General features: G+C 58.8%; 13 protein-coding genes. 3 read left to right on the plus strand and 10 right to left on the minus strand.

Annotated features, from left to right (window positions below):
* Nucleotides 1-74: 74 nt before the first annotated feature.
* A complete protein-coding gene (locus ACS5RD_RS00400) occupies nt 75-1,520 on the minus strand; it encodes an aldehyde dehydrogenase family protein (protein ID WP_489929510.1) in 1,446 nt (481 codons plus the stop codon).
* Between the two features lie 225 nt (nt 1,521-1,745).
* Here ACS5RD_RS00400 and ACS5RD_RS00405 point away from each other — a divergent pair, with 225 nt between their 5' ends.
* A complete protein-coding gene (locus tag ACS5RD_RS00405) occupies nt 1,746-2,402 on the plus strand; it encodes a peroxiredoxin (protein ID WP_489929511.1) in 657 nt (218 codons plus the stop codon).
* A gap of 40 nt (nt 2,403-2,442) precedes the next feature.
* Here the strand turns inward: ACS5RD_RS00405 and ACS5RD_RS00410 are convergent, their stop codons facing one another.
* The 4 genes from ACS5RD_RS00410 to rpsO form a co-directional block, all read right to left on the minus strand.
* Entirely contained in the window at nt 2,443-3,504 is a 1,062-nt protein-coding gene (locus tag ACS5RD_RS00410; protein ID WP_489929512.1) for a rhamnan synthesis F family protein, read from the minus strand.
* Nucleotides 3,505-3,653: 149 nt separating this feature from the next.
* Nucleotides 3,654-5,795 (minus strand): polyribonucleotide nucleotidyltransferase, encoded by a 2,142-nt coding sequence (pnp, locus tag ACS5RD_RS00415; protein ID WP_489929513.1) that lies wholly within the window; start codon nt 5,793-5,795, stop codon nt 3,654-3,656.
* Between the two features lie 244 nt (nt 5,796-6,039).
* The gene (locus tag ACS5RD_RS00420; RefSeq protein WP_489929514.1) at nt 6,040-6,519 is read right to left on the minus strand and encodes a pyridoxamine 5'-phosphate oxidase family protein; all 480 of its coding nucleotides are present in this window, start codon (nt 6,517-6,519) and stop codon (nt 6,040-6,042) included.
* Between the two features lie 148 nt (nt 6,520-6,667).
* Nucleotides 6,668-6,937 (minus strand): 30S ribosomal protein S15, encoded by a 270-nt coding sequence (gene rpsO / locus ACS5RD_RS00425; protein ID WP_054008307.1) that lies wholly within the window; start codon nt 6,935-6,937, stop codon nt 6,668-6,670.
* Between the two features lie 330 nt (nt 6,938-7,267).
* On the opposite strand from rpsO, the gene ACS5RD_RS00430 reads away from it, so the two are divergent.
* Nucleotides 7,268-8,329, plus strand: a complete 1,062-nt coding sequence (locus ACS5RD_RS00430) for a calcium-binding protein (protein WP_489929515.1) — start codon at nt 7,268-7,270, stop codon at nt 8,327-8,329.
* Here the strand turns inward: ACS5RD_RS00430 and ACS5RD_RS00435 are convergent.
* From ACS5RD_RS00435 to rbfA, 4 genes are all read right to left on the minus strand, one after another.
* Complete coding sequence (locus ACS5RD_RS00435; RefSeq protein WP_489929516.1) at nt 8,326-8,832, minus strand: DUF1643 domain-containing protein; 507 nt, start codon at nt 8,830-8,832, stop codon at nt 8,326-8,328. The genes ACS5RD_RS00430 and ACS5RD_RS00435 overlap by 4 nt on opposite strands.
* A 210-nt stretch (nt 8,833-9,042) precedes the next feature.
* A complete protein-coding gene (truB, locus tag ACS5RD_RS00440) occupies nt 9,043-9,945 on the minus strand; it encodes a tRNA pseudouridine(55) synthase TruB (protein WP_489929517.1) in 903 nt (300 codons plus the stop codon).
* A 48-nt stretch (nt 9,946-9,993) separates the two neighbouring features.
* On the minus strand, nt 9,994-10,710 hold the full coding sequence (locus ACS5RD_RS00445) for a phosphodiester glycosidase family protein (protein ID WP_489929518.1): 717 nt from the start codon (nt 10,708-10,710) through the stop codon (nt 9,994-9,996).
* 2 nt (nt 10,711-10,712) lie between these two features.
* Nucleotides 10,713-11,147 (minus strand): 30S ribosome-binding factor RbfA, encoded by a 435-nt coding sequence (gene rbfA / locus ACS5RD_RS00450; protein WP_054008312.1) that lies wholly within the window; start codon nt 11,145-11,147, stop codon nt 10,713-10,715.
* A gap of 93 nt (nt 11,148-11,240) precedes the next feature.
* Between rbfA and dapB the strand changes: the two genes are divergently transcribed.
* Nucleotides 11,241-12,050: a 4-hydroxy-tetrahydrodipicolinate reductase gene (gene dapB / locus ACS5RD_RS00455; protein ID WP_489929519.1), complete on the plus strand. Its 810-nt coding sequence runs from the start codon at nt 11,241-11,243 to the stop codon at nt 12,048-12,050.
* 82 nt (nt 12,051-12,132) lie between these two features.
* On the opposite strand, the gene ACS5RD_RS00460 is transcribed toward dapB, so the two are convergent.
* Nucleotides 12,133-12,321, minus strand: a complete 189-nt coding sequence (locus ACS5RD_RS00460; protein ID WP_489929520.1) for a DUF1674 domain-containing protein — start codon at nt 12,319-12,321, stop codon at nt 12,133-12,135.
* Nucleotides 12,322-12,365 lie beyond the last annotated feature (44 nt).

Genomic DNA, 12,365 nt, shown 5'->3' on the forward strand with positions numbered 1-12,365 from the left:
GTCAAGTTTTCGTTTCGAGCCCAGAAACGCAAAACACCGCCAACAAGCGGCGGCGTTTCAGCGCTTAACCAAACTTAGCCCAGATCAGAATCCCAACCCGAGATCGCCTTGACCTCCAGGAATTCCTCCAGCCCCCAATGGCCGCCCTCACGCGCCCGGCCCGACGCTTTCACCCCGCCAAAAGGCGATCCCGCGCCACGCGAATTGCCATTCATCTCAACCATCCCCGACCGCAGCCACCGCGACAGCCGATTGCGCCGCGCGCCATCGCTGGATTGGACATAATTGGTGAGGCCATAGGGCGTGTCATTGGCGATGCGCACCGCGTCTTCTTCGCTATCGAAAGGAATGATTGACAGTACAGGCCCAAAAATCTCCTCCCGCTCAATCGTCATCCCCGGCACCACGTCGGCGAACACCGTCGGCTTGACGTAATAGCCACGGTTGAAGCCTTCGGGCAGACCTGGACCGCCCGCCACCAGACGCGCGCCCTCGTCGATGCCCTTCTGGATAAAGCCCTGAATCTGATCCCATTGACGCTTATTCACCACCGGGCCAATGTGCTTTCCCGCGTCATGCGCCGAGCCGACCTTGATCGAATTCGCTACCTGCGCCGCAATCTCCACCGCGCGGTCATAGGCGGGACGTTCCACCAGCATCCGGCTCGGTGCGTTGCAGCTTTGTCCCGAGTTGTTCATCAAATGCCGCACGCCACGCTCCACCGCTTTGTCATCGGCATCGGCGAAAATTAGGTTGGCGCCTTTGCCGCCCAGTTCCAGCGTCACCCGTTTAAGGGTTTGCGCCGCAGCGGCAGAAATCGCCCGCCCCGCACGGGTCGATCCGGTGAACGAAATCATTTCAACATCTGGATGCGACGACAAAACGGCCCCAACCCCCGGACCATCCCCATTCACTAAGTTGAACACGCCAGCAGGCACGCCCGCATCATGGCAGAACTCGGCGAACAACAGCGCGTTCAGCGGGCTTTCCTCCGACGGTTTCAGCACGCAGGTGCAGCCCGCCAGTATCGCCGGGATCACTTTCAAAGCAATCTGGTTCATCGGCCAGTTCCACGGCGTGATCAGGCCCACCACGCCAATCGGCTCCAGCGCAATGCGGTCGTTCGGTGCATGCGGCCCCAGCGGGCGCACCCATTCCAGCGCGTCAAACGCCGTCAAAAAGTTGGTCGCGTGCCACGGCAAGCAGGGCGCTTGGCTGCTGCGCGCCATGTCAATCGGCGCGCCCATTTCAATCGCTATGGCATGGGCGAGCTCTTCCAGACGCAGCTCATATTGCTGCAGAATCTTCACCACAACCTCGCGCCGCACCGCCGGATCGGTCGCCGCCCAAGCCGGAAACGCCGCCTTCGCCGCCGCCACTGCTGCATTGGTATCCGCCTCGGATCCCAGCGAAATCACGGCACAGGGTTCTTCGGTGGAAGGATCAATAACCTCGCAATCGCGTGGGGTGACGGGGGCGACCCATGTGCCGTTGATATAGAAATCGCGTTTGATGATCATGCCAGCCTCCTGAATTTGATCATAATATGGCAGCGGAAACCCGTCTGCACAACCATAAGCCCGACAGGAAATGTCGCGAAACTTGTCTCCCAAAGCAGGGCCGCTTTCCTTCCCTGCGGACCTAGACAGAATTTCCTTCCCTTCTGACGGCAAAGTCACACAGGATAGTGAAATTCCGTTCCAAATCGCTTACATAAGCCGCATCAGACAGCCGCAGGAGAACTCATGTCTATCCGCATCAACGATGTAGCCCCCGATTTTACCGCCGAATCCACCGCTGGCACCATCCATTTCCACGATTGGCTGGCGGGCGGTTATGCAATCATCTTCAGCCATCCGCGCGATTTCACCCCGGTCTGCACCACCGAATTCGGCGCAGTCGCGCAACTTGCCCCCGAATGGGCAAAGCGCAACACCAAGGTGATCGGCGTTTCGGTCGATTCGGTGGCCGATCATGGCAAATGGAAACGCGATATTGAGGCGTTTGGGGGTGCCCCCGCCGATTTCCCGATCATCGACGACACCAGCCTGACCGTCGCCAAAGCTTTCGACATGCTGCCCGCCGATTACTACCTGCCGACCGAAGGCCGCACTCCCGCCAACACCGCCACCGTGCGCACGGTTTATATCATCGGGCCGGATAAAAAGGTCCGCTTGTCGATGACCTATCCGATGTCGGTGGGCCGCAACTTCGCCGAAATCCTGCGCGCCTTGGATGCCGTGCAGGCCACCGATGGCGTGCCGATTGCCACCCCGGCTAACTGGCAGCCCGGTCAGGACGTGATTGTCGCGCTGAGCCTGAACAACGAACAGGCCACCGAGAAGTTCGGCGCGCTGGATATCAAACTGCCCTATCTGCGGTTCGCGAAGCAGCCGAAGTAAGATCAGTACGGCGGCGTCTCTCGGGTGCCGCCCTATGCCCTCAATCCCAATCTGACAACTCTTTCAAAGTCGTCGGCTGGCATTTATCAGCCAGCCACTTAGCATAAAGTGGCCTGAGTACACTGTAAAAAGGCTCTCGCGATTTCTTCATGAAGGGGAAGTTCATCTGAGACAAAGCGGCTGGATGCAGCAGCATGATTTGCTTACGAAACTTGCGCGAGTCGACAAACTCGGTCACTTTAGATCGCCAAGTTTCACTGCCATAAGTTGCGATCAGCGCGTTGATCGTAGGTGCGCGCTTGCGTTCCAACTCAGCCTCCAGCCGCAGCAAATCTTTCAACTCCGCATCAGAAAGCTGATCGAGCACCGCGCCCAAACTCTCGAATCCCCAGCGTGCGCCAAGCGAATACCCCAGTTTGCGGAAATGCACGGTCAGTTGCACTTCACAGTTGCGAATGGTCCATTCACGGTTGCTGCTCAGCAGTAACTTGCGCCAAAACTGTGCAAAGTCTGGGCTTGCCAACAGCTTCTTTCCAAATGACACCGCATAGGATTGCAAATGACGCTGCTCCAAATGCTGCTTTCGTTGCGACAGCACCGCACCATATAGATCGGTCTTTGCCGTCAGAACATGATCAAGAAAGTCCTCCCCCGCAAAGGTCGGGAACCACACCGAATCATTCATGATCAATAGCTTATTCATCTGCGAGCCTGTATCGAGCAGATGCAAAATGCCGTCCCTGTAGCCACCGAAATCATAGCCGAAATTCTCGCGCTCTAGCACGCCAAAGCTAAGCCCGCAGAGCGTCTTGCGATCAGCGTCGGAAAGCGGCGCGTTTGAGACGATAAATACCGAAAAACCCTTTGTTGCGAAATAACGGCAGGTCTCAACCGAAGATGCTAAAAGCCCCTTGGGTTGATACAGTAGGTAAAGCACTACATTTGGCCCCACCGCCAACTGCCCAGTTGTGTATCGCGAAGTCTGACTTTTGTGCAGATCATGCCAATCACGGCGCATCGGCCCAGACAATGCGATAAAAGGAAATCGCACATGGTCTTTGGCACGCAGAACTTCACGTTTAACTTTCCACATCGGCAGCATTGCAAAACCCACTCATACCCACATTGCAGTTCGCCACCTCATATCCCAGCGCAGCACGTAGGCCAAGGGCAGGACCACAAATCAAGCCAAGTGTTGCCAATGCAAAACGGCGCCAGAATTGCTGGCGCCGTTCGCAGATTTAGAAAAGCTTACGCTTCTGCAGCTTCGTCTTTGGTCTCGGTGATTTCCAGACCAGTTTCCTGATCGACCATCTTCATGCCTAGACGGACCTTGCCGCGATCATCAAAGCCCAAAAGCTTGACCTTCACTTCTTGGCCTTCTTTCAGGATCTCATTCGGGTGGTTCAGGCGCTTGTTGGCGATTTGGCTGACATGCACCAGACCGTCACGTTTGCCGAAGAAGTTCACGAATGCGCCGAAATCGACCAGTTTCACCACTTTGCCGGTGTAAACTTGACCTTCTTCCGGCTCTGCCACGATCGACCAGATCATGTCATAGGCCTTCTTGATCGACGCCGCATCCGACGAAGCGATCTTGATGATACCGTCGTCGTTGATATCAACCTTGGCACCCGACAGCTCGACGATCTCACGGATCACTTTGCCGCCCGAGCCGATCACTTCGCGGATTTTGTCGGTCGGGATCTGCAGGGTTTCGATCTTCGGAGCGTATTCCGAGAAGCCTTGCGGAGCCGACAGCGCCTTGTTCATCTCACCCAAGATATGCAGACGCCCGTCTTTGGCCTGAGCCAAAGCCTGCGCCATGATCTCCGGCGTGATGCCAGCCACCTTGATATCCATCTGCATCGTGGTGATGCCGTTGGCGGTGCCTGCAACCTTGAAGTCCATATCGCCCAAGTGATCTTCATCACCCAAGATATCGGTCAGAACAGCAAAGCGGCCGTCGTCTTCCAGGATAAGACCCATAGCGACGCCAGCCACCGGCGACTTCAGCGGAACGCCCGCGTCCATCATCGACAAAGAGCCACCGCAGACCGAAGCCATCGAGGACGAGCCGTTCGATTCCGTGATCTCCGACACCAAACGGATGGTGTAGGGGAAATCGGTCGAAGCCGGCAGAACCGCCTGCAAAGCGCGCCATGCCAGTTTGCCATGACCAATCTCACGACGGCCCGGCGAGCCCACACGACCCACTTCACCCACCGAATAGGGAGGGAAGTTATAGTGCAGCAGGAAGTTCGAGCGGCTGTTGCCGTGCAAAGCGTCGATGATCTGCTCATCTTCGCCAGTGCCCAAAGTGGTCACAACCAGACCTTGCGTCTCGCCACGGGTGAACAAGGCCGAACCATGGGTGCGCGGCAGAATCCCGGTTTCCGACACGATCGGACGCACGGTTTTGTTGTCACGTCCGTCAATACGCGCGCCACCATTGATGATGTCGCCACGCAGGATCGAGGCTTCCAGCTTTTTGATCGCCGAGCCAAGGTTCGCATCGGCCTTGTCCTCGTCAGACAACACACCTTTGATCGCCGAAACCGCTGCCGAAATCGCCGAAGTGCGTTCTTGCTTATCGCGAATAGCGAAAGCCGCGCGCATCTGCACTTCTCCAGCCGCTTTCACCCGACCAAAAAGCTCGGAATAATCAGGCGCATGGAAGTCGAACGGCTCTTTGGCGCAATCTTCGGCAAAGTCGATGATCAGATCAATCACCGGCTGCATCGCAGCATGGCCGAATTTCACAGCACCCAGCATTTCTTCTTCGGTCAGCTCGTAAGCTTCTGATTCCACCATCATCACGGCGTCTTTCGTGCCGGCGATGACCAGATCCAAGCGCTGATCCGGGTTGTTGCGCAGCTGATGCATGTCATCAACCGACGGATTCAGCTTGTATTCGCCACCCGAGAAACCAACCCGCGCGGCGCCAATCGGCCCCATGAACGGCACGCCAGAAATCGTCAGAGCCGCCGAAACGGCGATCATCGCGACGATATCCGGGTCATTCTCAAGATCATGGCTTAGCACGGTCGCCATCACCAGAACTTCGTTTTTGAAGCCTTCGACAAACAGCGGGCGGCACGGACGGTCGATCAGACGCGAGGTCAACGTCTCTTTCTCGCTGGGCCGGGCTTCGCGTTTGAAAAAGCCGCCCGGAATTTTCCCAGCGGCGTAGTATTTCTCTTGATAATGCACGGTCAGCGGGAAGAAATCCTGCCCCGGTTTCGGCGCGCGCGCATAAGTCACGTTAGCCATGACGCTGGTTTCGCCCAGAGTGGCGATGACCGAGCCGTCAGCCTGACGGGCAACCTTGCCCGATTCCAGCGTCAGCGTTTCTTCGCCCCACTGGATTGATTTTTTAGTCACGTTGAACATCTATCGTTCCCTGTATGAGAGCACCCACGACCCCTGTCGTGTCTCCCGTTTGCATAGCGGCCCCATTGCCGCCGCCCCCTATCCTGATGCATGCGGCCGGGGGCAGGCCTCATATCGCAGATTGCGCGCGTCTACAGGAAAAGCAGGGGTTTGGGAAGTATGGTCTTGCAACTCCCACCATCCATCACCGAACGACAAAGCGCGCGTCCTTGCAGACGCGCGCCGTACAGCCGAACTGTAGATCTTAAAACGTGACCACGCCCTGCTCACCTGCATCTGGCTTGTCACCGGTGAATTTGGCTTTTGCAATCTCATACAAAAACTTCACGCCGCTGGTTGGCGTGACCGAAATCTCGCCCCCCTTTGGCGTAAACCGCAGCAAGCACACGTCAGGGTCGTTCTTGCCGCCCTCAAACCAAGCGTCCGCCGCAAAGCTCCACACGTCGTCCAACACTTGCTGATCGGTCGATTGCGCCAGACTGCCGTCAATATCGCCGTAAAGCCCGGCGCCGCCATCCGAGACAACCATTTGCGCATCTTGCGTGCCGCTCTGCACCGCCTTGGCCAAATCGGTGCTCTTGGCCGTGATGAACCAGATCGTCTGCGGGAATTTATCATCCAGTTGCGGCGACATCGCCACCAGCTTGCCCTGGCCTTTGACGCCAAGCATCGCCGCTCTCACATCGCCCATCCGGGTCCAGAATTCTTGCTTCAGGTCGGTCATGAAAATCGCCTTTCATTCATTGCTGTTCTACAAGGACAACCCCTTCGCAGCACTCGCGTTCCAAATGAAAAGACAAATTTCGCCGCCGCCCAACGCAAAACGCCCGCAGTTCTCACCACGGGCGTTCCGACAAAACTAGGCGTAAAGCTTAGCGACGCAGGCCGAGGCGTGCGATCAGCGAAGCGTAACGGGCTTCGTCTTTGGCCTTCAGATAGTCCAACAGCTTACGACGCTGAGCAACCTGCATCAGCAGACCGCGGCGCGAGTGGTTGTCTTTCTTGTGGGTTTTGAAGTGCTCGGTCAGCGTAGCGATACGCGACGACAGGATAGCAACCTGAACTTCCGGCGAGCCGGTGTCATGTTCTTTGGTCGCGTATTCTTTGATAAGGCGGGCTTTTTCTTCGACGGTGATCGACATCGGGATCTCCTGTTAAGAGGGTTGCGGCGCAAGCCGGGATGTCGTCCAGCAGGGCCAATGACACCGCCATCGCTGACGGATGCGCGCGTATAGGTGGGTTCTGGCGCAAAGGGAAGCTGATTCGTGGTCTGTAACACCACCCAACACGTCGGCAACTTTTATTTACCAATGCCTGAATTAGCTGCTCCGCCCCCCAAACAGCTTTTGAAGCCAAACCGATTCTGTGATAGCTTCATACAATAAATATCCCATATAACCAAATGGTTAACGGGAAAATATGGTTAACAAAATGTTAACATCACCTATTCCCCGTGCCCGGAGGTCTTTGTCATGCTTGGTTTGCTTGGTCTGCTCGGGGCGGTATTCGCTGGCGTCATGGCCGATTCATTCAGTACGCCGGATGATGGCCCAGAGGTGGCGGATGATCACCCAGACGCAACCCAAGACGACAGTGGCGATGCAAGCAACATCTTCCACCTGCTGTCGTCGCGCGATGCCAGCGTAGCGGCTTCAGACGAAGGCCCGATTGAAGGCGATAACCCCGAACAAGACGGCGTAATCTCTTCCAATGACGTGATGGTGCCAACCTCCGAAGACCTTTGGCTGAACGGCGATGACCTTGCCAATATGCTGCGCGGTGATGCGGGGGATGATCACATGGCGGGCCAAAACGGCAACGACGCCTTGGCCGGATATGACGGAAATGACAGCCTGAATGGCGATGACGGCGACGATGCACTCAGCGGTGGTAGCGGCGATGACAGCCTGACGGGCGGTGCGGGGGCCGATCTGTTCCACGCCGACGCCGGCAATGATACCTTGGAGGGCGGCACTGACGCCGACACCCTGCACGGTTGCGACGGCGATGATAGTCTGTCGGGCGGCGGTGGCGCTGATAACCTCATCGGCGGCGAAGGCGAAGATAGCCTGCACGGCGACGCGGACGATGACGCACTCGACGGCGGCGCGGGCAATGATATTTTAACAGGCGGCACTGGCAGCGACACCCTTGACGGCGGCGCAGGCAATGACACGATCTGGGGCCAGACCGAAGACGACCCTGATCACACGCCCGATTTCCTCAATGGCCAAGCGGGCGATGACACGCTGATGCTTGGCGCGGGCGATTCTGGCAATGGCGGTGAGGGTGAAGATCGCTTCCATCTGCTCGATATTGGCGCGGGTGACCCGCCAATGCAGATCACCGATTTCAACCCACATGAAGATTCACTGGTGGTAATGTATGATGTCGCGATACACCCAGATCCGCAGCTTACGCTGGAAACTTCTGACTCTGGCACCACCACCCTGCTGCTGGATGGCGTCCCACTCGCAACTCTGCAATCCGTCGCAAACCTCGATCTCAGCAGCATCAGCCTACAAGCCGCCTAACGCCACAACTCCGGCTGCACCTGATAGCCAATATACAGCGGATGTTTCGGTGCACCCGCCAAGGTCAGCCCCAAATGATACAGCGGCACCCCCGTGCCACGCAGCAATTCTGCCACCGCCGAACCCCGCCCCAAATGCGCGCCATGGCTGCCCCAGCCGCAAATCACCTGATCCGCCCAAGCCGCCCCTTCGGCAATCGCCTGATCGTTGAACGGCCCAACCGGATCAACCTGCGCCCGCATCACCTTCGGATCGGTGGCGCGGTAAGCAAAGATATTTGCCACGCGAAACGCGCCAAACCCCAGGGCCCGCGCGCGGCGCTCACAACGCTCCACCGTCGGATCATTCTGCACCTCGGTTGCGGTAGACGGGTTCAGCATCACAAAAAACGCCTTCCGCCCCCCCGGTTGCCATTCCCGCGTCAAAGCATAGCGATAGGCCTCACAGGGCGAATACACCGCCACGCTTTCCGCATCGCCCTTCAGAAACCGCCGCGTGATCATAACCCGCCCCTAAACCCAACGCTGCAAACCTTGCGCCAAACCGCCCGAAACACAACACGCCCCCGCATTGTTCTTTTCAAAATACTCCCGCCAGAGACTTCAACTCGCAAGCCAGCGTGCCGTTCCAAAGCTTAACACTTTCTGAACGCGAAAAGTCAACATATTGATATTGCTGTACAATCATGTCTGTCCACGCGTGGACAGAGCAGATCAGTTAAACACCCGGCTCGGATGCAACTCGCCCGATTTGTATATCCCCACCGCAACCGCGCGGCCCTGATAGCTCGCCCAAGCCTCATCGCCATAGCCAACCGACGAGGCCAGAACCATCCCGGGATTGCCATTCTTCAACCGCGCCGCCCCTTCCGGCGTGCAGGGCAATTCCGGCAAATCGGCCAGCCCCAGTTCCAACGGCTTCAAAAACGCATCCAACTCCGCCGTCTTCGCCAAAGCATCAATCTGCTCCAGCGAAATCCCCTCAACCGCCGTGAACGGCCCCGACCATTCCCGCCGCAACCAAGCCACATGCCCCAGACAGCCCAAAGCTTCCCCCAGATCGCGGGCAATCGAGCGGACATAGCCGCCCTTCCCACACACCATCTCCAACTCAACCTGATCCGCCGAGGGCCGCGAGAGAACCTCCAGCCGCTCCACCCACAACGGCCGCGCCGCCAAATCCATCGCCTCGCCCTGCCGCGCCAGATCATAGGCGCGCTCGCCATCGACCTTCACAGCGGAAAACTGCGGCGGCACCTGCTGAATATCGCCGCGAAACGCCGCCAAGGCCGCTTCAATCTCAGCATCCGAAGGCCGCAACGCAGATTCCGCGATCACCGCTCCCTCGGCATCGTCTGTCGTCGTCGCAGCACCCAAATTCACCATAAACCGATAGCATTTCAGCGCATCGGTCACATAAGGCACCGTCTTGGTGGCCTCGCCCAAAGCTATCGCCAGCACGCCCGTCGCCGCAGGGTCCAGCGTGCCCGCATGGCCCGCCTTCTGCGCGTCCATCGCCCATTTCACCTTGTTGACCACGGCGGTCGAGGTGATCCCGGCAGGCTTGTCCACCACCAGCCAGCCCGAAACCACTCTACCTTTTTTGCCGCGCGCCATGACGATCTCCTGTTGCAAACCGCCCGATAGCCCCCGACCAGCCCCCCGTCAACGCGGAACCACCGCGCCCACCATCGGCCCCATCGGAAACCCGGCATCATGCCGCCCGCTGTCATGGTCATAGAGCCGCGAGATTGAGCCATCAAAATACAGCGCATCCGGCAGCCCAAGCCCATCGCGGAACAACCGCGCGAAGGTATAGAAATTGACCTGATCATTCGAAATCGCGAACACGGCCCGGCTGCCATCCGCCGAAACCCCCACGCCATTGCGGATATTCAACGAATCCGAATCGGCCAAAAACTTCGGATGCAGCTTACCGCCAATCACCAGCATCGGCCCCGATTGCGTCGCATAGCGACAGCTCGGCTTTTCAGCCGCAAACGCCAAAGTCTCGATCACCCGCAGAGTCGCGCCGATACAAAACACCCCATTCGGCACCAGCCCAAAATTCCCCGGCCCCGCCCGTGTGATCAACGGCGTCGCCTGCGCGCCGTCCTCGATGTAAAGCCCAACCGGGCTTAGATCGCGGTGGTACATCCCGGCGTTCATCGCGAAATCAAGCCGCAAGCCCTGCGGTTCCAGCATTTTGTCCAGTGCCGAAAAACTGCCCAACGCCCCATCCGGCCCCGAATGAAACAGCCGCAGATCAGCCCCCGCGCTCACCTCGCAAATGGAATAAGACGCGCCCTCGAACGCCATGTCCCGGCAGCCCGCAAAGGCCCCCATGCCCCAAACAGCCAGCATAAATGCCAGCCGCCACATGATTATTCCTGCGCCTTGTCGTCCGCAGCCGCATCATCCGGCTTGGCAATATCCGCCTGCACCTTCGGGTCGGCAAACAGCCGCCGTGCCTCTTCCAGCCGATCAAACGTATCATCCGGACGGAACCGCAACTCAGGCGAATGCCGCAGGGTCATTTCCGCCGAGACCCGCTTGCGCAGCTCCCAAGCGTTCTTCGCCAGCGCCGCAATCGCCTGCTCCACCGTGGCCCCGCCCATCAGCGGCATCACATACACCGTCGCCACCTTCAGATCGACCGAGACCGAAACCTCGCCCACCGTGATCGACATGTCGTTTAAGCTCGGATCATGCACCTCGCCGCGTGCCAAAATCTCCGACAGCGTGCGCCGGATCAATTCGCCAACCCGAAGTTGACGCTGCGAAGGCCCCTTGGCCGAATAGGAACGTGTGTTTGCCATGCCGCCGTTTACGCCAAACCGCCCCGGCCCGCAACGGCAGGCTTTCACGCCCCTTACAAAACCGCTAAACCCCACAAAACTTCGGAGCATCCCATGACCAACACCCCCGGCATCACCGTCACCGGCGCCTCAGGCCGCATGGGTCAAATGCTGGTCAAAGGCATCACCGCCCATCCTAACGCGCGGCTCGTCGGATGCATTGAGCGCCCCGGTCATGCGTGGATCGGCCAAGACATCGGCCTCTGCATGGGCGGCCCCGCCTTGGGCGTCAAAGTCACCGACGACCCGCTGGAAGCCTTCGCGATCTCGCAAGCCGTGATCGACTTCACCGCCCCAAGCGCATCAGTCGCATTCGCCGGCCTCGCCGCCCAAGCCCGCGCCGTTCATGTCGTCGGCACCACCGGGCTGGAACTGCAGCACCATGCCAAACTCGATCTGGCCGCCCATCACGCGGTGATCATCCAAGCCGGCAACATGAGCCTTGGGGTCAACCTTCTCACCCGCCTGACGCAAAAAGTCGCCGCCGCCCTCGATGAAGATTGGGATATCGAGATCATCGAATCCCATCACCGCATGAAGGTCGATGCCCCATCGGGCACCGCTTTGATGCTCGGCCATGCCGCTGCGACGGGCCGTGGCATCGATTTCGACACTGCAAAAGTCTCAGGCCGCGATGGCATCACTGGCGCGCGCAAACGTGGCGATATCGGCTTCTCCGCGATCAGAGGCGGCGATATCGTCGGCGAGCATGACGTGCTGTTCGCCGCCGACGGCGAGCGCATTATCCTGCGCCACCTCGCCACCGATCGCTCGATCTTCGTGCGCGGCGCGCTGAAAGCTGCCCTTTGGGGGCAATCCCAAAAACCGGGCCGCTATGACATGATGGACGTGCTGGGGATCTGACCTGCTGCTCATCGGTCCCTGACGGTGCCTCTTCGCGCGCCAGAAGCGAACGCAAGGAAGCGCCGAGCTCACCTCAATCCGCTTAGAAATCGACCGCCAGCCCCTTCTTCTCCCAATCGCCATAGCGCACAGGCTCCGGCCCCTTGCGCCCGCCTAACTCCACCGGACGCTCGACAGCATCGGCCAACGGGCGACGCTCCTCAGCCTCGGCCAAGGCACGCAGCGCAGCAGCCGGAAGAGTGGCGGCGGGCAGTTCGGGGTGATCATTCATCGCGGTTTCCTTGCGGCTTCATCTTTGTTGATATACGGCCAATC

It is taken from the genome of Cypionkella sp. PAMC25878 (assembly GCF_058135695.1).

Bases quoted from the DNA above. Each gene is read 5' to 3' on its own strand.
- ACS5RD_RS00400 (WP_489929510.1), bottom strand. From the start codon at position 1,520: ATGATCATCAAACGCGATTTCTATATCAACGGCACATGGGTCGCCCCC.
- ACS5RD_RS00405 (WP_489929511.1), top strand. From the start codon at position 1,746: ATGTCTATCCGCATCAACGATGTAGCCCCCGATTTTACCGCCGAATCC.
- ACS5RD_RS00410 (WP_489929512.1), bottom strand. From the start codon at position 3,504: ATGCTGCCGATGTGGAAAGTTAAACGTGAAGTTCTGCGTGCCAAAGAC.
- pnp (WP_489929513.1), bottom strand. From the start codon at position 5,795: ATGTTCAACGTGACTAAAAAATCAATCCAGTGGGGCGAAGAAACGCTG.
- ACS5RD_RS00420 (WP_489929514.1), bottom strand. From the start codon at position 6,519: ATGACCGACCTGAAGCAAGAATTCTGGACCCGGATGGGCGATGTGAGA.
- rpsO (WP_054008307.1), bottom strand. From the start codon at position 6,937: ATGTCGATCACCGTCGAAGAAAAAGCCCGCCTTATCAAAGAATACGCG.
- ACS5RD_RS00430 (WP_489929515.1), top strand. From the start codon at position 7,268: ATGCTTGGTTTGCTTGGTCTGCTCGGGGCGGTATTCGCTGGCGTCATG.
- ACS5RD_RS00435 (WP_489929516.1), bottom strand. From the start codon at position 8,832: ATGATCACGCGGCGGTTTCTGAAGGGCGATGCGGAAAGCGTGGCGGTG.
- truB (WP_489929517.1), bottom strand. From the start codon at position 9,945: ATGGCGCGCGGCAAAAAAGGTAGAGTGGTTTCGGGCTGGCTGGTGGTG.
- ACS5RD_RS00445 (WP_489929518.1), bottom strand. From the start codon at position 10,710: ATGTGGCGGCTGGCATTTATGCTGGCTGTTTGGGGCATGGGGGCCTTT.
- rbfA (WP_054008312.1), bottom strand. From the start codon at position 11,147: ATGGCAAACACACGTTCCTATTCGGCCAAGGGGCCTTCGCAGCGTCAA.
- dapB (WP_489929519.1), top strand. From the start codon at position 11,241: ATGACCAACACCCCCGGCATCACCGTCACCGGCGCCTCAGGCCGCATG.
- ACS5RD_RS00460 (WP_489929520.1), bottom strand. From the start codon at position 12,321: ATGAATGATCACCCCGAACTGCCCGCCGCCACTCTTCCGGCTGCTGCG.